This window comes from Chitinophaga silvisoli, from assembly GCF_003412465.1.
Classification (GTDB): domain Bacteria; phylum Bacteroidota; class Bacteroidia; order Chitinophagales; family Chitinophagaceae; genus Chitinophaga; species Chitinophaga silvisoli.
Genome location: NZ_QTJV01000010.1, coordinates 130,813 through 153,183, shown reverse-complemented (window position 1 = coordinate 153,183; position 22,371 = coordinate 130,813). Strand labels below are relative to the sequence as shown.

Annotated in this window: 18 protein-coding genes, 1 tRNA gene and 1 riboswitch; of the genes, 7 read left to right on the top strand and 12 right to left on the bottom strand. The window is 45.7% G+C overall.

Annotated elements, in window-relative coordinates:
* Positions 1 to 24: 24 nt before the first annotated feature.
* From era to DXN04_RS24930, 3 genes are all read right to left on the bottom strand, one after another.
* Entirely contained in the window at positions 25 to 891 is an 867-nt protein-coding gene (era, locus tag DXN04_RS24940; protein WP_116856128.1) for a GTPase Era, read from the bottom strand.
* 112 nt (positions 892 to 1,003) lie between these two features.
* Positions 1,004 to 1,075, bottom strand: a tRNA-Met gene (locus DXN04_RS24935).
* Between the two features lie 319 nt (positions 1,076 to 1,394).
* Positions 1,395 to 1,946: a single-stranded DNA-binding protein gene (locus DXN04_RS24930; RefSeq protein WP_116856127.1), complete on the bottom strand. Its 552-nt coding sequence runs from the start codon at positions 1,944 to 1,946 to the stop codon at positions 1,395 to 1,397.
* 187 nt (positions 1,947 to 2,133) lie between these two features.
* Positions 2,134 to 2,226, top strand: a riboswitch (TPP riboswitch).
* A 92-nt stretch (positions 2,227 to 2,318) separates the two neighbouring features.
* Here DXN04_RS24930 and DXN04_RS24925 point away from each other — a divergent pair.
* Together DXN04_RS24925 and DXN04_RS24920 are read left to right on the top strand one after the other, a co-directional pair.
* Positions 2,319 to 4,697, top strand: coding sequence for a TonB-dependent receptor (locus DXN04_RS24925; protein ID WP_116856126.1), 2,379 nt, complete (start codon positions 2,319 to 2,321; stop codon positions 4,695 to 4,697).
* Between the two features lie 96 nt (positions 4,698 to 4,793).
* Positions 4,794 to 5,792 (top strand): hypothetical protein, encoded by a 999-nt coding sequence (locus DXN04_RS24920; RefSeq protein WP_116856125.1) that lies wholly within the window; start codon positions 4,794 to 4,796, stop codon positions 5,790 to 5,792.
* Positions 5,793 to 5,885: 93 nt separating this feature from the next.
* Here DXN04_RS24920 and argH read toward each other — a convergent pair whose 3' ends face one another.
* The 8 genes from argH to DXN04_RS24880 form a co-directional block, all read right to left on the bottom strand.
* Positions 5,886 to 7,217 (bottom strand): argininosuccinate lyase, encoded by a 1,332-nt coding sequence (gene argH, locus DXN04_RS24915; RefSeq protein ID WP_116856124.1) that lies wholly within the window; start codon positions 7,215 to 7,217, stop codon positions 5,886 to 5,888.
* 6 nt (positions 7,218 to 7,223) lie between these two features.
* Entirely contained in the window at positions 7,224 to 8,294 is a 1,071-nt protein-coding gene (locus tag DXN04_RS24910; RefSeq protein WP_116856123.1) for a M20 family metallo-hydrolase, read from the bottom strand.
* A 3-nt stretch (positions 8,295 to 8,297) separates the two neighbouring features.
* Entirely contained in the window at positions 8,298 to 9,086 is a 789-nt protein-coding gene (gene argB / locus DXN04_RS24905; RefSeq protein ID WP_116856122.1) for an acetylglutamate kinase, read from the bottom strand.
* A gap of 47 nt (positions 9,087 to 9,133) precedes the next feature.
* Complete coding sequence (locus DXN04_RS24900; protein ID WP_116856121.1) at positions 9,134 to 10,087, bottom strand: N-acetylornithine carbamoyltransferase; 954 nt, start codon at positions 10,085 to 10,087, stop codon at positions 9,134 to 9,136.
* Positions 10,088 to 10,206: 119 nt separating this feature from the next.
* Complete coding sequence (locus DXN04_RS24895) at positions 10,207 to 11,331, bottom strand: aspartate aminotransferase family protein (RefSeq protein WP_116856120.1); 1,125 nt, start codon at positions 11,329 to 11,331, stop codon at positions 10,207 to 10,209.
* A 23-nt stretch (positions 11,332 to 11,354) separates the two neighbouring features.
* Positions 11,355 to 12,338, bottom strand: coding sequence for an N-acetyl-gamma-glutamyl-phosphate reductase (gene argC / locus DXN04_RS24890; protein WP_116856119.1), 984 nt, complete (start codon positions 12,336 to 12,338; stop codon positions 11,355 to 11,357).
* A gap of 6 nt (positions 12,339 to 12,344) precedes the next feature.
* Positions 12,345 to 13,547, bottom strand: coding sequence for an argininosuccinate synthase (locus DXN04_RS24885; protein ID WP_116856118.1), 1,203 nt, complete (start codon positions 13,545 to 13,547; stop codon positions 12,345 to 12,347).
* 42 nt (positions 13,548 to 13,589) lie between these two features.
* On the bottom strand, positions 13,590 to 14,405 hold the full coding sequence (locus DXN04_RS24880) for a GNAT family N-acetyltransferase (protein ID WP_233525680.1): 816 nt from the start codon (positions 14,403 to 14,405) through the stop codon (positions 13,590 to 13,592).
* A 526-nt stretch (positions 14,406 to 14,931) separates the two neighbouring features.
* Between DXN04_RS24880 and DXN04_RS34895 the strand changes: the two genes are divergently transcribed.
* Both DXN04_RS34895 and DXN04_RS24875 read left to right on the top strand, forming a co-directional pair.
* Positions 14,932 to 15,099 carry a hypothetical protein gene (locus DXN04_RS34895; RefSeq protein ID WP_158569137.1) on the top strand — a complete coding sequence of 56 codons (168 nt, stop codon included), beginning with the start codon at positions 14,932 to 14,934 and terminating at the stop codon, positions 15,097 to 15,099.
* A gap of 422 nt (positions 15,100 to 15,521) precedes the next feature.
* Positions 15,522 to 16,916 (top strand): Gfo/Idh/MocA family protein, encoded by a 1,395-nt coding sequence (locus tag DXN04_RS24875; protein WP_116856117.1) that lies wholly within the window; start codon positions 15,522 to 15,524, stop codon positions 16,914 to 16,916.
* Between the two features lie 61 nt (positions 16,917 to 16,977).
* Here DXN04_RS24875 and DXN04_RS24870 read toward each other — a convergent pair whose 3' ends face one another.
* Entirely contained in the window at positions 16,978 to 18,273 is a 1,296-nt protein-coding gene (locus tag DXN04_RS24870; RefSeq protein WP_116856116.1) for a sugar MFS transporter, read from the bottom strand.
* A gap of 338 nt (positions 18,274 to 18,611) precedes the next feature.
* Between DXN04_RS24870 and DXN04_RS24865 the strand changes: the two genes are divergently transcribed.
* From DXN04_RS24865 to DXN04_RS24855, 3 genes are read left to right on the top strand one after another with little or no spacing between them, the layout of a single operon-like run.
* Positions 18,612 to 20,258 carry an MFS transporter gene (locus tag DXN04_RS24865; RefSeq protein ID WP_116856115.1) on the top strand — a complete coding sequence of 549 codons (1,647 nt, stop codon included), beginning with the start codon at positions 18,612 to 18,614 and terminating at the stop codon, positions 20,256 to 20,258.
* On the top strand, positions 20,230 to 21,195 hold the full coding sequence (locus DXN04_RS24860; RefSeq protein WP_116856114.1) for an ROK family protein: 966 nt from the start codon (positions 20,230 to 20,232) through the stop codon (positions 21,193 to 21,195). Before DXN04_RS24865 ends, DXN04_RS24860 begins: the two co-directional genes overlap by 29 nt.
* 32 nt (positions 21,196 to 21,227) lie before the next feature.
* Positions 21,228 to 22,283 (top strand): N(4)-(beta-N-acetylglucosaminyl)-L-asparaginase, encoded by a 1,056-nt coding sequence (locus tag DXN04_RS24855; RefSeq protein ID WP_116856113.1) that lies wholly within the window; start codon positions 21,228 to 21,230, stop codon positions 22,281 to 22,283.
* Positions 22,284 to 22,371 lie beyond the last annotated feature (88 nt).

Here is a 22,371-nt window from a genome sequence, read left to right as displayed (position 1 = left end):
ACTAAACTAAAAATTGATGTGTTCCTAATACCCGTACTCCTTCAAATAAAGATCATTATCTCTCCACTTCCCTCTTACCTTCACAAACAACTCCAAAAACACCTTCTGCCCAATAAACTTCTCAATATCTTCTCTTGCCATGGTACCCAGTTTCCGGATCCCGCTTCCCTTATCTCCCAGTATAATCCCCTTCTGCGTATCCCTCGTCACTATAATCTCGGCAGAGATCTTCGTCAGCGTCGTCTTCTCCTGGTATTGCGTCACCACTACCGCTGTGTGATAAGGAATCTCTTCTTCATACAAATGAAAGATCTTTTCCCTGATCATCTCCGCTACGAAGAAGCGGGTTGACTTATCTGTTAATGTATCTTCAGGATAGAATGGATCACTCTCCGGCAGCAGTTCTACAATCTTTTTCAGCAGGGTATCTACCCCCTTGTTCTGCAAAGCAGAAATCGTAATCACCGGTGCCTTGCCCCACTCTTCACATTGCTTCACTACTTCCTCCAGCTTCTCCTTCTCCATCACGTCCATCTTGTTGATGACAAGCAGACACTTTGCTTTCAGTTTCAGTGAATCAAAAAGCGCCAGGTTCTCCGCTACATTATCCCTGGCATCCATCATCAGCATAGCAATGTCAGCATCTTCCAATGCAGACTTCACAGCACCCATCATTTTTTCGTGTAAGCGATAACGGGGATCAATGATACCCGGGGTATCAGAAAATACGATCTGGTATTCGTCTGTAGTAACGATACCGGTAATGCGGTGTCTGGTTGTTTGTACCTTCGGCGATACAATAGCAAGCTTTTCGCCAATGAGCGCGTTCATCAGGGTGCTTTTCCCTGCATTTGCCTTACCGAAGATATTTACAAACCCTGCTTTATGCATGTATAAAAATTCTATTCTAATTTCCTAAATTACCAGAAATAAAAAAAGCCGAATTGCTCGGCTTCATTCTGAATGCTATAAAAAAATCCCGACCTGGTCGGGACTTCGTTTGTAGCGAGGAGGGGATTCGAACCTCTGACCTTCGGGTTATGAGCCCGACGAGCTACCTCTGCTCTACCTCGCAATGAGATTGCAAAGATAGACAAAGAATCATCGCTGCCAAATCTTTTTTAAAAGAAATCTTCTTTAATTTTAAAGACCTCAACAGCAGGATACCCTACAACTCAATACCAGTAAAGATTACAAAGCAGACCGTTCATTTAAAAAAATAACTAAAAGTTTTTTTCAAGTTCTTCCATGAATCAAAAAACTCACTCCTGCCTATGGCAAAAGTGAGTATTTAGGATTCATGTAAATGAAAATATCAATGAACTGCCGACTTCACACAGGGATAAAGAACAGACCTATAGACGAAATGTATCCCTTCTTAAAAAGGAAATTCATTAAAATGGCAAATCACTTCTTATCCCATCCTTCAGCACCTCTCCCTCATCATCCTCTTTCTCTTCGTCACCCTCTTTTTCCTCACCCACTTCCTCATTATCCTCTTCCTCTTCGTTCTCCTCATCATCAACCTCTTCCTCCTCATCATCATCTTCCTCATCATCAAATCCCTCATTTTCCGGCACCTCCGCCAGATTCTCCTCCTCTATCCCGGTACTCCCCGTGCCCAACACACCCCTGGCTCCCGGCAATAAAGCCAGCTCCATTACCATCATGTTCACACCCGCCAGGGCTTCCCCCCGCTTATCCACATAACCCCTGAACGCAGGCCGGCCCTCTACATACACCAGGCTCCCCTTTCTTAAATAAGGTGCCAGGTTATCCCGTCCCCAGACAGAACAATTAATCCACGTAGTACGCTCCCGCACCACCCCCTTTAAACTTTTAAACTGTTCGTTTTGCGCTACACTAAATGACAGCACAGTTTTCCCATTGATGTCTTTTTTCAAAGCATCATGCCCCAGATGGCCAATGACCGAAAGTCTGATCATGTAATTACAAATTGATGGTTAACAATAAAAAATAAACGAGTGAAATCTTTCCAGGGGGGATAATATATATGCAATTCTAATTTAACGATTTTCTATCATTTAAAAAAAAATTATCGTTTTTAACCAGGCGCACTATACCTTTGTGCCGGAAACCGGTGTGTACCTCGTACATTTAAAACCACCAACCGGCTTCACCTCGGGGTGCCTTACTATCAGGCTGAGATCAGACCCGTTGAACCTGATCAGGTAATGCTGATTAGGAAAGGTAAGTGAATCAATTCTTCCTTACCCACATATGGCAAGCTGCACGCACATGCGTAGCAGATAACTTAATGCTACTCTCATACCGTAGCTTTTTAAACTGTAGAGTCCATGAGACAATTCTTACTGCTATGGCTGTTATTCGCCGCAGTCTCGGTCCAGGCACAAACTGTGCTTACCGGTGTAGTCACTGACAAGAAAACCGGCCGCCCCCTCGAAGGCGTGTCTGTCAGCATTCTTTCTGCCGATAATACCGGTGCCTATTCCAATGTAAACGGAGTTTACAGGATCCTGCTCCCTTCTCAGGGTACTTTCACCATCAAGGCCACTTACCTGGGCTTCCAGCCACTTACTACTTCCGTGCAGACCAACGGTGCCCGCACCAATGCCGACCTGCAAATGGAAGAAACCGGTCTCTTCGTACAGCCTGTTGAAATCACCAGCCTCCGCGTTGGCCAGCATGCTCCATTTACACAATCTACCATCACCGCCGAAGAGATCAAAAAGCAGAACCTGGGCCAGGACCTTCCTATCCTGCTCAACCAAATGCCCGGCGTAGTCACCAACTCCGATGCAGGTACAGGTATCGGTTATACCAGCATGCGTGTAAGAGGAACCGACATCACCCGTATCAATGTCACCACCAACGGTATCCCTGTCAATGACGCGGAATCACAGGGCACCTACTTTGTAGACATCCCGGACCTCGCTTCCAGCGTGAGCAGTATCCAGCTACAACGTGGCGTAGGTACCTCTACCAACGGTGCCGGTGCTTTTGGCGCTTCACTCAATATCAGTACCAATGACTACAGGGAAAAAGCTTACGGAGAAATATACAACAGCTTCGGCTCCTTCAATTCCTGGAAGAATACCGTCAAAGCCGGTACCGGCCTCATTAACGGTCACTTCACTTTCGATGCCCGCCTCTCAAGAGTCACATCCGATGGCTATATTGACCGCGCCAGCTCTAACCTGAAATCTTTTTATACTTCTGCCGCATATATTTCAAAAAACACTGCCATCCGGCTCAATGTCTTCTCAGGCACTGAAAAGACCTACCAGGCATGGAATGGTGTACCGCTGGATTCCCTCGCTACCCACCGTACCTATAACTCTGCCGGACAAAAATCCGATGGCTCTTACTACAAAAACGAGACAGACAATTACCAGATGGACAACTACCAGTTGTTCCTCAACCAGGCCCTCAGCGATAAACTGAACTTCACTGTTGCCGCTCACTATACCAAAGGAAAAGGATATTATGAGCAGTACAAAGAAGCCCAGGCTTATAGCAGCTACGGCCTCAGCAACCCTGTCATCAACGGAACTGAGGTCACCAGCACAGACCTCATTCGTCAGCTCTGGCTCGACAATGATTTCTATGGCAGCATCTTCTCTGTCAACTACAAGGGCACCAAATTCTCCTGGAGTGTAGGCGGTGGCTGGAACCGCTACGAAGGCAATCACAATGGCCAGATCATCTGGGCCCAATATGCCATCGACAAAGATTACAAGTACTACGACCTCGATGCCATGAAGCGGGATGCCAACATCTACTGGAAAGGCGAATACAAAGTGACCAACGCTCTCCGCGTATTTGCTGACCTGCAATACCGCGATGTGAAATACAATATCGATGGCTTCGAAGATAATCCTACACTCATTCAGCATAACAAATACAACTTCTTCAATCCGAAAGCAGGTATCACCTACTCGCTCAACGAACAGCAGGATGTATATGCTTCCTTCGCCATTGGTAACAAAGAACCTAACCGCGATGACTTTGAAGCAGCCAAACAACAAACACCAAAAGCAGAATCATTGCGGGATGTTGAAGCAGGTTATACCCTGCATAAACACAACCTGGTATTGCAGGCGAACGTCTACTACATGAACTACAAAAATCAACTGGTACAAACCGGCAAACTGAACGAAGTAGGCGCTTATACCCGCACTAATATTCCTAAAAGCTATCGTACAGGTATCGAGTTGCAGGGCACCCAGCGACTGGGCAAATATTTCAGCATCGGCCTGAATGCAGCGCTCAGTCAGAATAAGGTGAAAAACTTCGTTAGCTATGTGGACAACTACGATACCGGCGGGCAGGATACACTCGTATCAGGCAGTAGCAATATCGCCTTCTCCCCCGCTTTCGTAGGCGGCTATACATTGACAGCAAAGCCAATTAAAAACCTCGAAATCAGCTTAATAGGCAAATACGTAAGCCGTCAGTACCTGGATAATACAGGTGAGAAAGAGCGTAGCCTGGATGCCTATTATACCAATGATCTGCGGATCAATTATATCGTACCACAGCGGCTCTTCAAAGAACTGGGCTTACAGTTCATGCTCAATAATATCTGGAACGCTAAGTATAGCCCTAATGGCTATACTTATATATACAAAGAAAACGGACAGACCATCTCTTCGAACGGGTATTACCCTATGGCCGGCACCAATTTCTTTGCCGGCATCAATATTGGATTCTAATCAGCGAAGGATATACTACAATTCCCAAACGCTTCTGCAACCCGCACAAGCGTTTTTTTTTTTTATATCTTCGCCGGAACCCTAAATTTTAACTATATGTCAATTAAAGAACTGATGAAAACAAGATGGACTGTCGAAAGCGACAGAATTACCATCTACCCCTACGGATGGTACTTTGTCGTAAGCGTAATTCTGGCCGTTCTCCTTATCGGATTTACTATTGCTGTATATATCATGGAACCCTACAGCTTTGCACACACGATGACCATTCTGACACCGTTTTTTGTTGCCTTCCTTGCATTGTTCTTTGCAAACGGTTACACTCATATTGTCTTTGACAATACCAGTTTCACTATGACGAAAAAGTGGCTGGGAATTATACCCGTCGTAACCAAATCATTCGACCAGCTGCATGGCATCAATGTGATGCGGCAATCAACAGGTGGATTCAATTTCAGGATGTATCCGAAAGATAACAAGTTTGGTAAAGGCATCGCGCTTTCCTCTTATTACACAAAGGATTCACATCCTAATTGTGTAGCATTTACCAGTGAAGTGATTCCTCTCATCCATAAGTACCTGGATATGTCCAGCCCACTGACGGAGCAGAAAGAGATCATTACAGAATATCAATATTTTACCGAAAGCAATGGCATATATACCTACAAACAACGAAGAGTAGGGATGATCATCTTTGCCATCGCCTGCCTGGCACTGGGCATTCATGAAATGACCCCTTATGCTTATTTCCAGGATAAAAATGACCTTGTTCGTTTTCTTTTTATAGTCGGTCCCCTCCTCTTTGCCTTGATTTTCCTGAATGCCATGTTCATGACCATCACATTTGATACAAAGAACCGGATGGTAGAGAAAAAGAGTCCCGCAAGACTAGGCAACCTGAAAATGCCATTCGAGTACTTCCAGAATTTTCATATGATCAGGAAAACAACAAATGGTGCCTACTCAGGTACCGAAGTGCATATGATCTTCCATGAGCCTGGCGCAAAGAATACAAAGAGTATGATGATCAGGCAAGTGCAGAATACAAGGAAGATCGACAGATTGATAGACGAGATAAAAAGTATTATGAGATAAAAAAGAACTTCTGTCAAAAGTGAAATTTCCATTTGAGATAAAAAAAGGGAGCGGAATACATTCCGCTCCCTTTAATAAAATAGGTTAGTAAGTCTACTTAGTCAACGCCGCAATCGCAGCATCTACTTTTACAAAGTTAAAACCTTTCAACACATCTTCCATCATTTTATTTATTTCTGCTGTACCAGGGTTGCCAATACTTCCCTCATGTGTATGTTGTACCGCTTTCTCCGGTGCAAACGCCCCCTTCTCAATATCCAGCCCTACCTGCTTGTAAGCCTCTCTGAAAGGCACTCCTTCCAGCACCAGCTTATTCACTACCTCCACGCTAAACAGGTACTGGTACTTCGCATCATCCAGGATATTTTCTTTAATGCGGATGTTAGACAGCATCAATCCGGTCATTTTGATACAGTCTTTCAACACACCAAATGCCGGGAACAGGTTTTCCTTCAGCAACTGCAGATCTCTGTGATAACCCACCGGCAGATTGGTGATCATCATCGCAATCTCATTCGGCAAAGCCTGTAGCTTATTGCAATGAGAACGGATCAGTTCCCACACATCCGGATTCTTTTTATGCGGCATAATCGAACTACCTGTAGTCAGCTCATCAGGGAAACTGATGAAACCAAAGTTCTGGTTCATAAACAGCGTTGCATCCATCGCCATCTTAGCCAGTGAAGCCGCAATTCCTGCCAGTGCAAAAGATACTATCTTCTCTGTCTTACCACGTCCCATCTGCGCATACACGACATTGTAGTTCAGGTCGTCGAACCCTAACAACTGTGTAGTCAGTGTACGGTTCAGGGGGAAAGAAGAACCATAGCCCGCAGCAGAACCCAGTGGGTTTTTGTTCACCACCTTGTAAGCACCCTGCAGCATAGTCAGGTCATCTACCAGGCTCTCTGCATATGCACCAAACCAGAGGCCAAATGAAGAAGGCATCGCTATCTGCAGGTGCGTATATCCCGGCATCAGGCGATCCTTGTATTCCTCACTCTTTTGCTGCAATAAATCGAACAGGGATTTCACCTCCTGTACCAATGCCTGCAACTCGGAACGCAGGAACAGTTTCAGGTCCACTAAAACCTGGTCATTCCTGGAACGCCCGCTATGAATCTTTTTACCTACCTCACCCAGACGGCGGGTCAGCAGCAACTCCACCTGGGAGTGGATATCTTCTACCCCATCTTCCAGTACAAAATTGCCTTCCTGTATCTCTTTGTAAATTTGTTTCAGTTCCTTTTGCAATACAGCCAATTCATCAGCCGTCAGTAGGCCGATCGTCTGCAGCATCGTCGTATGCGCCAGGGACCCGAGCACATCGAAAGGCGCGAGAAAAGCATCCATTTCACGGTCTTTACCTACCGTGAATTTATCTACTTCAGCAAGGGCTGCTTTGTCTTTTTGCCAGATTTTCATTTCCAATTAGTTTTTAATAATCTCTTCCAACAATGATATATAACTGTCTATACCCTGCCTGATCTCATCTACAAAGATGAACTCATCCGCCGTATGTGATCTGGCAGAATCTCCCGGTCCCATCTTGATAGAGGTAGCCGGTATCAATGCCTGGTCCGAAGTAGTCGGTGAACCATAACAGGTCTTTCCCAACCTCACGCCAGCCTGTACAAACGGATGATCCAGCGGAATACCTGAAGGACGCATACGTATAGAACGTGGCTTCACTTCACATTGTACATTCGCCTGGATGATCTCCAGAATTTCTTCCAGGGTATATTGCTCTGTAACACGTACATCCACTACGAACGATACATCTGCAGGCACCACATTGTGTGCTTTGTTCGATGTTTGAATCACCGTTACACTCATCTTCACAGGACCCAGTGTTTCAGATACTTTTGGATACTGGTAAGTACGGAACCATTCAATATCGGGCAATGCCTTGTAAATGGCATTTTCACCCTCATTTCTCGCCGCATGACCAGCTTTTCCATACACCGTGCAGTCCAGTACCATCAGCCCTTTTTCGGCGATCGCCAGCTGCGTTTGCGTAGGCTCTCCTACAATGGCAAATTCAATGGCAGGCAACTGGTCGAGAATGCTCTCAATACCATTATGACCACTGATCTCTTCCTCGGCAGTAGCCGTCAGGATCACATTGTATTTCAGATCCTGCCGGTCGTAGAAATGCAGGAAAGTAGCAATCAGGCTCACCAGGCAACCACCTGCATCATTACTACCCAATCCATACAGTTTACCATCCTCTATATCGGGAGAAAACGGGTTACGTGTATATTGCGGATTAGGCTTTACAGTGTCGTGATGAGAATTGAATACGATCACTGGTTTAGCTGGATCGAAGTATTTATTTAGCGCCCAGATGTTATTCAGATGCCGGTTGAAAGGTATGTTCCTCGCTGTCAGAAATTCACCGATCAGCGTAGCAGTATCCTGCTCTTCCCTGCTCAGCGAAGGTGTTGCAATCAATGATTTTAACAGTTCAACAGCATCAGTATACAGTTGTTGGTTCCACATAGGTTAGCGTATTAAGGTGCCCGCTACTGTCTCAGACGTATTGCTCAGCACATCGTCTGCATGGCCTATCAGCACTTCACTCACGCCACTCTCAATTGCAGCAAATGCGTTGTTCAGTTTAGGAAGAATTCCGTCTGTCAGCACACCGTCTGCCAGTAGCTCATTATAGATCTGACGGTCGATCAGGTTAATTACTGCATTATCGTCCTGTGCGTCGTGCAATACTCCTTTCTTTTCGAAACAATAAATCAGTCTTACGTTATATACTTTCGACATTGCAATCGCCAGCGCAGAAGCAATGGTATCTGCATTGGTGTTCAGGATCTGGCCCTTACCATCGTGGGTCAGGGAGGCAAATACAGGTGTCAGGTTTGCTTCCAGCAATGCTTTCAGTGGAGCTGACTGTACCTGGTCATTGTCGATGTCTCCTACAAATCCATAGTCGATCTCTTTTACAGGTCTTTTTACAGCAGGGATAATATTTGCGTCTGCACCCGTCATACCAATGGCGTTACAACCATTCGCCTGTAATTTGGCGACCAGTTGTTTGTTGACCAAACCACCGTATACCATGGTGACCACATCAATTGTATCCGCATCTGTAATGCGGCGGCCATCTACATATTTCGATTCGATACCCAGCTTATCACCTATCCTGGTGGCTATCTTCCCACCACCGTGTATCAGTATTTTCTTACCCTGAATTTTTGAGAATTGCTGTAAAAATGTATCCAGTAAAGCAGGGTTGTCGATGACGTTACCGCCGACTTTAATGACAAAGAGATCGATCATATCTTATTTAAAAATTGGGAGGCATCCCTTGCGGGGATGCCTTCATATTATTTATTCTTCAAAATCTCACTTAATACAGCCTGCGCAGCCCAGACACGGTTGCCGGCCTCGGGTATGACGATTGAATTCGGCCCGTCCAGCACCTCATCCGCTATCACCACATTTCGCCTCACCGGCAGGCAATGCATGATCTTCGCATCGTTGGTACCCCGCAGCTTCGCGTTGTCTACCATCCAAGCCGGATCCGTGCAGGTGATCTTACCATAGTCATTATAGCTGGACCAGTTTTTTACATATACAAAGTCTGCCCCTTCCAGTGCCTTATCCTGGTTGTATTCAATCTGCGCACTGCCACTGAACTTAGGATCCAGTTCATAGCCTTCCGGATGTGTGATCACGAAATCAACTTCACCCCAGCCATTCATCCATTGTGCAAATGAATTAGGTACTGCCTGTGGCAGGGCTTTCACGTGAGGTGCCCAGGTCATCACCACCTTTGGTTTACGAGGCTGATTCCAGCGCTCCTTAATAGTGATTACATCTGTAAGACTCTGCAGCGGGTGCAGGGTAGCACTCTCCAGACTTACTACAGGTACACCTGCATATTTGATAAACTGGTTAATATATTTCTCCGTGTAATCCGCTTCCTTGTCTTTCAGACCCGGGAAAGTACGGATGGCCATGATGTCAAAGTATTGACCCATTACCGCTGCGGCCTCTTTTACGTGTTCTGAGGTGCTGCCATTCATTATCGCACCATCATTCATTTCCAGCTGCCAGCCCTCCTTATCGATGTTGAATACAACCGCTTCCATCCCAAGGTTCTTCGCCGCTACCTGCGTACTTAATCGTGTTCGAAGACTTGGGTTTAAGAAGATCATACCCAGGGTCTTATTCTCACCCAGGTGCTTATCTTTAAAAGGCTGTTTCTTGTAGTCCAAAGCTATATCCACTAAACGTGGGACACTTGGCACATCATCTACTGAAATAAATTGTTTCATTTTTTCTGTATGGCGCTGTAATGATGATATTAAAATAGTTCGTGACTCATTTCAGATTATTTAAAAGCCAGCCCCAGGCGGGAATACTTTTAAATTTCAAAAAGAGCCCCTCCCAAATCCTAGTTCAGTTCTTTGCTGAAAGCAGTCAGGAACTCATTGGCATGTTCCATGGTCAGTGCCAGGGAAGGCAGCAACCTGATCACATTTGGCTTCGCCTCACCTGTAAAGATCTTATGCTTAAATAACAGTTCTTTTCTCACATGGTTCAGTGATTCCGGCAGTTCGATACCGATCATCAACCCTCTGCCTCTTACCTCTGTCACCTGTGGGAACTTTTTCAGTTCGCTGATCAGGTAGTTGCCTACTTTCTCTGCATTCGCAATCAGGTTTTCATTCTCCATCGTCTCCAGTACTGCCAGTGCTGCTGCACAAGCCAGGTGGTTACCACCAAAGGTAGTACCCAGCATACCGTAAGCCGGTTTGATATGAGGTGCGATAATGATACCACCGATCGGGAAACCATTGCCCATGCCCTTTGCCATGGTATAAATGTCTGCATTTACACCTGCATGATCGTGAGAGAAGAATTTACCACTTCTGCCATAACCACACTGTACGCTATCAGCAATAAACACTGCATTATACTGGTCGCACAGGCTTCTGATCTTTTGCAGGAAAGAAGCGCTGGCTACTTTAATACCACCTACGCCCTGGATCCCTTCGATGATGACAGAAGAGATCTCGTTGGCCTTGAAAGCCGCTTCCAGCGCAGCTTCATCTTCCCATGGCAGGAAGATTACGTTGTCCGTCTGGTTCACAGGTGCTACAATCTTTGGATTGTCTGTCACTGCGACTGCCAGGGAAGTTCTGCCGTGGAAACTGTTTTTGAAAGCAATCACTTTCTTTTTACCATTGAAGAAAGAAGCCAGTTTCAGTGCATTCTCATTCGCTTCCGCACCACTGTTCACGAGGAACAGCTGGTAGTCAGGCTTACCGCTCAGCTTACCCAGCTTCTCAGCCAGCTGCTGCTGAATAGGGATCTTTACAGAGTTGGAATAGAACCCTACTTTGTTCAGTTGTTCAGTCAGTCTCTTTACGTAATGAGGATGTGTATGGCCAATAGAGATCACAGCGTGACCGCCATACATGTCAAGATATTGATTGCCCTGGTCGTCCCAAACGTTGGAACCTAAGGCTTTCTCAATGATAATATTGTTGATGGGATATACGTCGAATAAATTCATTTTTTCAGAAGGATCTTAAGATTTTAAAATACGATTGATTTCAGCTTCAGTCCTGCAGTTTCATCCAGTCCGTACATGATATTCATATTCTGAATGGCCTGTCCGGAGGCACCTTTCACCAGGTTGTCTTCGATAGAGTGGATCACGAGTTTGTTGCCCACTTTCTCCAGCTGGATCAGGACCTTGTTGGTGTTTACCACCTGCTTCAGGTCAATCTGTTTATCACTTACATGTGTGAAAGGATGATTAGCATAGTAGTCTTTATACAGCTGCTGTGCTTCTTCGAGTGTGAGATCGCTGTTCAGGTAAGAAGTGATCCAGATTCCTCTTGGAAAGTCACCTCTCACAGGCACAAAATTAATCTCACCGCCGAAGGATGGTTGCAACAGCTGTAAGCTTCGTCGTATTTCCTTCAGGTGCTGATGGCTCAGCACTTTGTATGTACTCACGTTGTTGGCTCTCCATGTAAAATGGGAGGTCGCCTGCAGACTTTGTCCGGCACCGGTAGAACCAGTGATCCCGGTAGTATGTACTTCCTGCAGTTTACCTGCTTTTGCCAGCGGCAGCAGGCCGAGTTGTATAGCAGTAGCAAAGCAGCCAGGGTTGGCAATGTTCTTTGCATGTGCGATTTTCTCTCTGTTCATTTCAACCAGGCCATAAACGAATTCCCGGCCTTTGGCTGTTTCTCCGAGTCTGAAATCCTGGCTCAGATCGATGATATTGATGTGTGCAGGGATGTCGTTTTCTTCCACAAATTTCTTTGCTTCGCCATGTCCCAGGCAGAGGAAGATAACATCTACATCATTGCTGAGTTCTCCGGTAAAGGTGAGCTCAGTTTCGCCCAGCAGGTCAGCATGTACGGCATATAGAGGATTGCCGGCATTGCTGCGACTGTGTACGAAAGATATATTTACATGCGGATGATTCAGTAAAAGACGGATCATTTCACCACCACCATAACCAGCACCGCCTACAATCCCTGCATTTATTTTTTTCTCAGTTGCCATTCTTAATTATTTGCCGCCTTTGGCGCTCTCAGTTACCTGATGCCAGATCATAGTCTGGTTACCGAAGATCTTGCTGAAGCCTCTTACGTCTTCGCCACTCCAGCCATTATTCATCTCACCGTATTTACCGAATTTGCTGCTCATCAGATCGTAAGCAGATTCGATACCAGTTACCTGGAAGCGGTAAGGCTGTAATGTTACAAATACATCACCAGTCACGTTTTCCTGGCTGTGCTGTAAGAACGCTTCGATGTCGCGCATTACAGGGTCCATGATCTGACCTTCATGCATCCAGTTACCGTAGAATGAAGCCAGCTGGTCTTTCCAGCTCAGCTGCCATTTTGTGAGCACGTGTTTTTCCAGTGCATGGTGTGCTTTAAGAATAATTACAGGCGCTGCAGCTTCGAAGCCTACGCGGCCTTTGATACCGATGATGGTATCACCTACGTGTATATCGCGGCCAATGGCAAACGGGCCTGCTATAGTCTGTAAATACTGGATTGCTTCGGAAGGATGTGCAAAAGTCTTGTCATTTACACCAGTCAGTTCACCTTTCACAAATTTCAGTTTCACCTGCTCTGTACCTTCCTTAGTCAGCTGTGTAGGCCATGCTTCTTCAGGCAGGAAACCGTTGGAAGTCAGGGTCTCTTTGCCACCTACTGAAGTACCCCACATACCTTTGTTGATAGAGTATGCAGCCTTTTCGAAGTTCATTTCAACACCTTTGGATTTGAGGTAAGAAATTTCTTCTTCACGGCTCAGTTTCATATCACGGATGGGAGTGATAATTTCAACACCCGGAATCATGATATGGAAGATCATATCAAAACGCACCTGATCGTTACCAGCACCGGTACTACCGTGGGCTACTGCATCGGCACCTACTTCTCTTACGTATTCGCCGATAGCAAGTGCCTGGCTCATACGCTCTGCACTTACGCTCAGTGGGTATGTATTATTCTTCAGTACATTACCGAAAATGAGGTATTTGATCACACTATCATAATAAGAGCGTACTGCATTTACCGTCTTATGGCTCTTCACACCTAAATTGTAAGCGCGCTTTTCAATTTCCACCAGTTCTTCATCAGAAAAACCGCCGGTATTCACGATTACAGAATGCACTTCATATCCTTTTTCTTCGGTCAGATATTTAACGCAATAGGAAGTATCGAGTCCTCCGCTAAATCCCAGTACTACTTTTTTCATTTACTTATAGTGATAATGATTGTTGATAATAATATTCTCTATCTATAAAAAATTAAACAGGAAGAATCTTTTCTTGCTTGCTGCAGCAGCGCCGCCACCGCTTCCTCCTTCTTTTTCCTTACCGCTCTTAAGCAATACGAATCTCTTAAACCGCAGCCAGCGTTCGAACAACTTGAAGTTGTCAGAGAACTTACGCTTCCGCTGTGGATGCTGGATTGTACCGTTTGCAGCAACCATTACCTGTGGCTGTATATTTACATTATAATGAAATGCCGCCGCTGCACGTTTCTCCTCTTCTTCTTTTGCTTTCTCTACCGGATCATAAAGCATCGCAGTACATAAGCAGTTCTTGCGGTTCTTGCTGGTCAGCACATCAAAGTTAACACAACTACGACAACCTTTCCAGAACTCTTCATCATCTGTCAGTTCTGAATAGGTCACCGGCTCATAGCCCAGCTCGGAGTTGATCTTCATCACAGCAAGACCAGTAGTGAGACCAAAGATCTTGGCATCAGGATACTTCTCACGTGAGAGCTCAAATACTTTATGCTTAATGGCTTTCGCCACACCATGTCCACGGAATGCGGGGTTTACAATCAGGCCTGAATTGGCTACAAACTTTTCGTGTCCCCAGGCTTCTATATAACAGAAACCAACCCATTCACCTTTGTCAGTTACTGCAATCACAGCTTTACCTTCTTCCATTTTATGCTGTACATACTCTGGAGAACGCTTGGCTATACCTGTTCCTCTGGCCTTGGCAGAAGCTTCCATCTCGTCGGTAATGGTCTTACCATAATGCTGATCGTCAACGGTGGCTACCCGTACGATGATATTCGGATTTTCCAATCTTGTCAATTGAAAACGTTACAATAAATAAATTGATTCTATACCCATGCTTGATGGGGGGGAAATACCTTAATGGATTTGTGAAGAGGCATTAAGGTTGCGATAGCGGGCTGGCTAGGCGGCACTATCAAATACGAGGTCGTCGGGAAAGGTATCTAAAGACATTGAACCCAATGGAACACTCACCTTCCATCAGGGAAGGGTGAAAAGGAGAAAGAGTATGGGCCGCAAAGTTTTCCAACTTCAGTTCAGCATTAAATTGTTAAAAACTGTCTTTAATTAATCAACCGCAAAGTTATAATATTATTTATTCAATGTGGTCAAAAAATTTTCAGGTTTACTGTTAAATTTCCAGTGCAAAATTAACAAAAGCCGAGCCAAACAGAGATTTACAGGAAATATTTTTTTTCAATTTATATTTCGCCTGATCTACAGGAGTTTATAAAAAAGGAACCCTGGAAAGAGCTCCTCGTTTGCTTAGTTGTGTTAAATTAAACGGGTTGTAGGTATAGGAATAAATCAGGCTTCCGGGGCTTTGAACAGTTGTACCTCACCCAGTACAGGACAGGCCCTGGCACCGGTACAGGTGATCCGGACCCGCCCGGTAGGTGCCGGCATCGCCATCCACCAGACCGGCAGGATTTACAGTATTTCTGGAGCTGGAAGCTATTACTTTTACGTTTCAGTGCCAGGTTCTTCTTAAAACCACCTGGGCATACGCTGCAACACTTTCCTTCCCTTTATTCTAAATAGCAGCCGGCCTGGATGCCGGTTCACATTCTTTTATATTCAGAGTGCTCCGGTTCGTAGTACAGCTATTCCATCTTCATTGCCTGCCGGCTGCAGCCAGGTCCGATATCACTGAAAATGACAGTGCTGGCCTGATTATGATATATCGTCTGGTTTTATACCATGATCTCAGCAGGTAATACCATTGAAAGGTCCATTACTGTGATTGGCAGAGAAAATAAAGGAAGTGAAGGGTAAAATAGTGGCAATACAGGCGGCAGTTATAAATGAAAAAAATTGCATTTCAAAATCATTTACATTACATTTAACGACCAGCTACACAATACAATACACCATTCAATCATGTTATCGCCAAGAGCAAAACCAAAATGAAACATGAAAAAGCAGCATTTACACCGGAGAACATTTCTCAAAAACACCCTGGCCGCCGGAGTCGGCCTCACCTTGCTGGATACTCCTTCCAGGCTTTTTGCTAACGTAAAAAAAGAAAAAGTAAGAATGGGCCTCATCGGCGTTGGAGCCAGAGGACAAGGCCATCTTGAATTATGCCTGAACCGTGCAGATGTAGAAGTAGTTGCCATCGCTGATCCGGACACCAACTGGGCCATCCCCGGAGCAAGAAAACTCATTGACAAAATCTACGGCAGCAAAAGGAAAGTAGCAGAATACACGAACGGCCCCGAAGATTTCCACAACCTCCTTAAAAGAGACGACATCGATGCAGTCATCATCGCCACACCATGGGAATGGCATACCCCACAGGCAGTAGCTGCAATGAAAGCAGGCAAGACACCGGCAGTGGAAGTATGTGGCGCTACGGATGTAGCAGAATGCTGGCAGCTCGTAAACGTAAGTGAAGAAACAGGTGTGCCTGTATTTGCGATGGAAAACGTAAGCTATCGTCGTGATATCATGGCGGTGCTCAACATGGTTCGCCAGGGTTTGTTTGGAGAACTGATTCACCTGCAGGGCGGCTATCAGCATGACCTGCGCAAAGTGAAGTTCAACGATGGCAAACAGATTTATGGCGGCGGCGTAGAATTCGGCGAGAAGGGGCTTTCAGAAGCACACTGGCGTACCAACCACAGTGTACACCGCAATGGCGACCTCTATCCTACTCATGGTCTCTGGCCGGTAGCCAATATGATCAATGTAAACCGTGGCAACCGGCTGATCTCCTTAACATCCGTGGCCACCAAAAGTCGTGGCCTGCATAAATATATCGTTGATAACAGCAGCGAGAGTCATCCAAATGCAAAAGTACAGTTCAACCTGGGTGATATTGTTACGACACTGATCCGCACCAGCAATGGGGAAACGATCATGCTTTCGCACGATACAAATTCACCTCGTCCTTATTCCCTGAACTTCCGTGTACAGGGAACAAATGGGTTGTGGATGGATGATAAAGCAAGTGTGTATGTAGAAGGAAAGAGCCCTTATGATGAGTGGGAAAAAGCAGGCGCACCTGAAGATGCAAACAGCTACATGGGGAAATATGATCACCCGCTGTGGAAGAGATATACGAAGAGTTCAGCCGGCGCAGGCCATGGTGGCATGGACTGGTATGTGATCAATAGTTTTGTGGAAAGTATTAAGAGAGAAGCGCCATATGCACAGGATGTATATGACCTGGCTACCATGTATGCAATCACACCACTGAGTGAGGCATCAGTAGCAGAAGGTGGAAGTGTACAGTATATACCTGATTTCACACGGGGCAACTGGATCAATCGAAAGCCGATCTTTGCACTCGACGATCAATATTAAAAATGAAAAAGTCCGCAATAAAATTGCGGACTTTTTTTATGCACACAGATAAATGTCATTATTACGCTTTCTTCAATCCCACCTTATGACCACTCAGGCCATAATACAGGATATACAGGTAGCATGGCAGCATCACCACATAAGCAATATGCCTGTCAGAACCCTTTGCAATCGCCCCATAAATCAGCGGCAGAATCGCACCACCACAAATCGCCATCACCATGAATGCTGCACCGATCTTGGTATATTTCCCAGCTTTATTCATTGCCAGCGGCCAGATACCAGGCCACATTAAAGCATGTGATAAACTCAGCAAAATTACGCAGATGATAGATATCCAGCCATGAGTTGCCAGCGCGCCTACAGAGAGGACCAGCGCCATACTGGCACAAATGATCAGACCCGTTTTCTGAGAGATGACTTTTGGAATCAGTACGATACCGGAAAGGTAACCAACCGTCAATGCAATCAAACTATAAATACCCAGGTTAGTCGCTACCATTTTTTCCAGGCCATTGTATTCACCATACAATGCCAGTGAATCGATCGCCAGTACTTCCACACCTACATAAGCGAAGATACAAACTACACCCAGCAGCAAATGCGGCGGAATACCTTTCCTGGCACCGGCATCATCAGCTACTGCATCCTCTTCATCAGTATTGATTTCAGGCAGATCAGATTTTCTTACCATAAATGCAAGTGCCAGCAGCACCACCGTCATCACCAGGTAAGGCACCACTACACGCTGTGCCAGTGCCTGCAACTCTGCTTCTCTCGCAGCACCTGTGAGGGTGTTGATCTTTGCAGATAATTCAGTCGCATCACTGAATAACAACTGTACCAGTACGAAGATCCCGATCATACCAGCCACCTTGTTACAAATACCCATGATACTGATACGCTGGGCCGCTTTTTCGATGGGGCCCAGGATCGTTACATATGGGTTGGAAGCCGCCTGCAGCAAGGTCAGACCAGTACCCTGTCCGAATAATCCCAACAGGAATAATGGGAAGCTACGGGTGTATGCAGCAGGAATAAAAATCAGGGAACCTACAGCCATGATGAGCAGACCGAGGGACATCCCTTTTGTAAAACCAATTTTTTTCAGGATGGCAGATGACGGAATTGCCATTACCAGGTAGCTAATGTAGAAGGCGAAGGTGACGAAAAACACCTCGAAGTCTGATATTTCACAGGCCTGCTTCAAAAAAGGGATCAGCACGCTGTTCAACCAGGTCACAAATCCAAAAATGAAAAATAAAGTGCCGATAATGCCCATAGCTTTGCCATAATTGGCCTGCTGTTGTGATTGCATAGGTAATGGCTCTTTAATAGGTGTAGCGGAGTTCCCCATACTGCTGTTTTATATATTATTTAAACACTTTGATTGATAATTGCGAACATACTTAACAATTTCAGTATTTCCTAATGAACAACGATAGTTTGGCCGTTGTTAATAGACAGATGCTAAATTTTCACGCTAAATGGATTAAAAAGTATGTTAAATCAACCCTTCCTTTGCTTTTTGTTCACTATTCAATGAATTAGATAGATATTTTATACCATATTAGCTAAAACGTTTTTGCATCAGAAAAATAGGGATATTTTTCTTAAATATTTAGGAATTGTCAAAAAATAATTTATACATTTATCGCTGCAAAAATTACAGTAATTTAACACGTTAACACGTTTATGGTTCAACAAACAAAGCAAAGTACACATCCATCTTTCTTTGTACTGATACTTGTATTTTTCTTCTGGGGTTTCGTTGCTGCCTCGAACAGCATATTCATCCCCTTCTGTAAGGCACATTTCCACTTGAATCAGCTTGAATCGCAGCTGATTGATTTCTCATTCTATGGTGCTTACTTTATCGGCTCCCTGCTGCTGTACTTCTTATCAGCACTCAGAGGCGTTGATATCCTCAACAAGATCGGTTATCAGAAAGGTATTATCTACGGCCTCCTCATCTCAGTCGTAGGTGCTGTAGCGCTCATCGCTGCAGTCAATTTCGGTAGCGGCATGGCTAATGAAACCTATGCCTTTTATCTCATTCTGGGCGCATTCTTCATCGTCGCCCTTGGTTTTTCGCTTCAGCAGACCGCTGCCAATCCTTTTGCCTTCCTCCTGGGAGATCCTGCAAAAGGTGCTCACCGTCTGAACCTGGCTGGTGGTATCAATTCTCTTGGTACAACCATCGGCCCACTCATCGTGAGCATCCTGCTCTTCGGTAGTGCAAAAGGTGCTGCCAGCGCAGATACTGACATCAGTAAGATCAACACATTGTACATCCTGCTGATCGTCCTGTTCCTCGTTGCTGCTGCTATCTTCTGGTTCTCGAAAATGCCGAAAGAAACTTCGGACGAGCCATTTGAGCAATCACCCAAAGCAAGTAAAACCCTGGCAGCCATCACCGCATTGTTCGTGCTGATCATGATTGGCCTGGGCCGGGAAAACAAACTACCTTTCTTCGTGATCGGTATCGTTGGGATCCTTGCAGTCCTGTTCTATGCGAAAATCGTTTCGCAGAAAGGTGCAGGCCTTGCTACTGGCGGCGAAGGCTGGGGTGCTATGAAATACCCTCAGCTGGTACTGGGCATGATCGCCATCTTCGTATATGTCGGTGTGGAAGTGACCATCGCCAGCAATATGGGCGGCCTGCTCGAAACCAAAGGTTTCCTTACTGAAAACGGTCTCACCACCGCAGAAATCGATCCTTATGTTTCCCTGTTCTGGGGTAGTATGATGATCGGTCGCTGGACAGGTGCCATCTCCGTATTCAATGTATCGGAAAGAATGCGTAAAATCCTGTGCGTAATAGTGCCATTTTTCGCTTACGGCCTCGTGCTGGCAGCTAACTATGCAAAAGGTACAGATGTAAGCGTATTATACCCCTATGCAGGTATTTTGGTGATCCAGATCATAGGTTTCTTCGCTGGTCAGGACAAACCAGCACAAACACTTATGATTTTCGCCATACTCGGTATCCTTGCCAACGCTATTGGTCTGATGACGACCGGTTATGTTTCCCTCTTCAGCTTCATCAGCGGCGGTTTATTCTGCTCCGTTATGTGGCCTTGTATCTTCGCGCTTTCCATTGCTGGTCTGGGCAAGTACACAGCACAGGGATCTTCATTCCTGATCCTGATGATCCTCGGCGGCTCTCTCATCCCCCCGGTACAGGGCGGTCTGGGCGACGATCCAAGTATTGGAACGCATTATTCTTATATAATCCCAGTAATATGCTTTGCATATCTGGCATTCTTTGCATTCAGAGTTAAAACTATTTTAAAATCACAGGGAATAGATTATGAGTCAGCAATTAGCGGTGGGCATTGATATTGGAGGAACCAATACAAAGTTTGGCATAGTAGATCGCAGAGGTAATATTCTGTGTGATGGTCGTATGCTAACGAACCAACACGAAGACGTAAACGCATTCCTGGACGAACTGCACGGACACCTTTCCGTACTGATCGAGCAGGTAGGTGGTATCAAGAACATCAGAGGAATTGGTGTAGGAGCTCCTAACGGAAACTTTTATACCGGAAATATTGAATACGCTCCGAACCTTCGCTGGAAGGGTGTAGTTCCATTGTCGAAATTGCTGGAAGCTAAATTTGGTGTCCCTGCTGTTTTAACAAATGACGCAAATGCAGCTGCGTTGGGTGAATTCATGTACGGTGCTGCCAGAAGCATGAGAGACTTTATCGTCATCACCCTGGGTACAGGCGTAGGTAGCGGTATCGTCGCCAATGGTCAGCTGATCTATGGCCACGACGGCTTTGCCGGTGAACTGGGTCACTGTATCGTAATACCTGGTGGCCGTTTCCATCCCGGAACCAAGGCACATGGCTCACTGGAAGCTTACGCTTCCGCTACAGGTGTGACCAACACTGCACTTGAATTCCTGGAAACCCGCCCGGACACAAAAAGTCTGCTGCGTGAATTCAAAAAAGAAGAAGTAAATTCAAAAGTAATTTATGAAGCTGCCATGAAGGGCGATCCGCTGGCCATGGAAGTATATGAATTCACCGGTAAGATCCTGGGTGAGGCATTGGCGAACTTCGTCATGTTCTCCAGCCCTGAAGCGATCGTACTGTTTGGTGGTCTGACCAAAGCCGGCGATCTGTTAATGAAACCAGTTCGTGAGCATATGGAAAAGAACCTGCTGCCTATCTTCCAGAATAAGGTAAAGCTGGTATTCTCCGAACTGAAAGAAAGCGATGCTGCTATATTAGGTGCGAGCGCACTGGCATGGGAGATGAAAGATTAATACCAACATAAAGCACTTGTAATTTAAACATCATGCAAGATCGCAGACATTTTTTAAAAGCAGCGGCCCTCGGTGCCGCTGCTTTGTCTTTAGACGGGGTAAAGAGCGCACATGCAGCTCCGTTTGTAAAAAAAGACAGAAGCACTAAGCCCATCGTATTATCTACATGGGATTTCGGCCGTGCTGCCAACCTGGCCGCATGGGAGATTTTAAAGAAAGGTGGTCGTGCGCTGGATGCAGTGGAAGCCGGTGTGAAAGTACCGGAAGCCGATCCCAACAACCACACCGTAGGCTTCAGCGGTTACCCTGACCGTGATGGCCGTGTAACCCTCGATGCCTGTATCATGGATGAGAAAGGCAATTGTGGCTCCGTAGCTTCCCTGGAGCACATTACACACGCTATCTCCGTTGCCCGTGCGGTAATGGAAAAAACACCGCATGTAATGCTGGTGGGTGATGGTGCACTGCAATTCGCACTGTCACAGGGCTTTAAAAAGGAAAACCTGCTCACCCCCGAGTCCGAAAAGGCATGGAAAGAGTGGCTGAAAAAATCTGAGTATAAGCCTGTCATGAACATCGAAAATTCATCTTACGGACAAGGTTCTAACCCGACTACTTTCAGTCCCCGTATGCTGCCTGGTAACCAGTATAACCACGATACCATCGGTATGGTGGCGATCGATGCAAACGGAGACCTCTCCGGTGCATGCACCACCAGTGGTATGGCCTACAAACTCCATGGCCGTGTAGGTGATTCTCCTATCATCGGTGCTGGCTTGTATGTTGACAACGAGATCGGCGCTGCTACCTCCACAGGTGTGGGTGAAGAAGTGATCCGCATCGTAGGTAGCCACCTGGTTGTAGAACTGATGCGCCAGGGTTACTCCCCTGAAAAAGCTTGTAAAGAAGCCGTAGAACGCATTGTGAAGAAAGGTCCTGAAAGATCCAAAGGCCTGCAGGTGGGTTTCCTGGCAGTGAATAAAAAAGGTGAATACGGCGCTTATTGCCTGCAGAAAGGATTTAACTATGCAGTGCTTTCTGAGAAGGAAAATAATGTGCTGATTGACGGCAAAAGCTACTATAAATAAGAGCGCGTATCACCAGTAAGCACTCCCGGTTTAATACGGGACAATGATGGAGCGTTTAAATGCGCCATGCCTTCAGCTTACTTTTGCC

What these genes read in the sequence shown, in the direction of transcription:
- DXN04_RS24875 (WP_116856117.1), top strand. Translation starts at nt 15,522, where the DNA reads ATGAAAAAGCAGCATTTACACCGGAGAACATTTCTCAAAAACACCCTG.
- DXN04_RS24870 (WP_116856116.1), bottom strand. Translation starts at nt 18,273, where the DNA reads ATGGGGAACTCCGCTACACCTATTAAAGAGCCATTACCTATGCAATCA.
- DXN04_RS24925 (WP_116856126.1), top strand. Translation starts at nt 2,319, where the DNA reads ATGAGACAATTCTTACTGCTATGGCTGTTATTCGCCGCAGTCTCGGTC.
- DXN04_RS24930 (WP_116856127.1), bottom strand. Translation starts at nt 1,946, where the DNA reads ATGATCAGACTTTCGGTCATTGGCCATCTGGGGCATGATGCTTTGAAA.
- DXN04_RS24920 (WP_116856125.1), top strand. Translation starts at nt 4,794, where the DNA reads ATGTCAATTAAAGAACTGATGAAAACAAGATGGACTGTCGAAAGCGAC.
- argC (WP_116856119.1), bottom strand. Translation starts at nt 12,338, where the DNA reads ATGGCAACTGAGAAAAAAATAAATGCAGGGATTGTAGGCGGTGCTGGT.
- DXN04_RS24910 (WP_116856123.1), bottom strand. Translation starts at nt 8,294, where the DNA reads ATGTGGAACCAACAACTGTATACTGATGCTGTTGAACTGTTAAAATCA.
- argH (WP_116856124.1), bottom strand. Translation starts at nt 7,217, where the DNA reads ATGAAAATCTGGCAAAAAGACAAAGCAGCCCTTGCTGAAGTAGATAAA.
- DXN04_RS24900 (WP_116856121.1), bottom strand. Translation starts at nt 10,087, where the DNA reads ATGAAACAATTTATTTCAGTAGATGATGTGCCAAGTGTCCCACGTTTA.
- argB (WP_116856122.1), bottom strand. Translation starts at nt 9,086, where the DNA reads ATGATCGATCTCTTTGTCATTAAAGTCGGCGGTAACGTCATCGACAAC.
- DXN04_RS24855 (WP_116856113.1), top strand. Translation starts at nt 21,228, where the DNA reads ATGCAAGATCGCAGACATTTTTTAAAAGCAGCGGCCCTCGGTGCCGCT.
- DXN04_RS24860 (WP_116856114.1), top strand. Translation starts at nt 20,230, where the DNA reads ATGAGTCAGCAATTAGCGGTGGGCATTGATATTGGAGGAACCAATACA.
- DXN04_RS24895 (WP_116856120.1), bottom strand. Translation starts at nt 11,331, where the DNA reads ATGAATTTATTCGACGTATATCCCATCAACAATATTATCATTGAGAAA.
- DXN04_RS24865 (WP_116856115.1), top strand. Translation starts at nt 18,612, where the DNA reads ATGGTTCAACAAACAAAGCAAAGTACACATCCATCTTTCTTTGTACTG.
- era (WP_116856128.1), bottom strand. Translation starts at nt 891, where the DNA reads ATGCATAAAGCAGGGTTTGTAAATATCTTCGGTAAGGCAAATGCAGGG.
- DXN04_RS24885 (WP_116856118.1), bottom strand. Translation starts at nt 13,547, where the DNA reads ATGAAAAAAGTAGTACTGGGATTTAGCGGAGGACTCGATACTTCCTAT.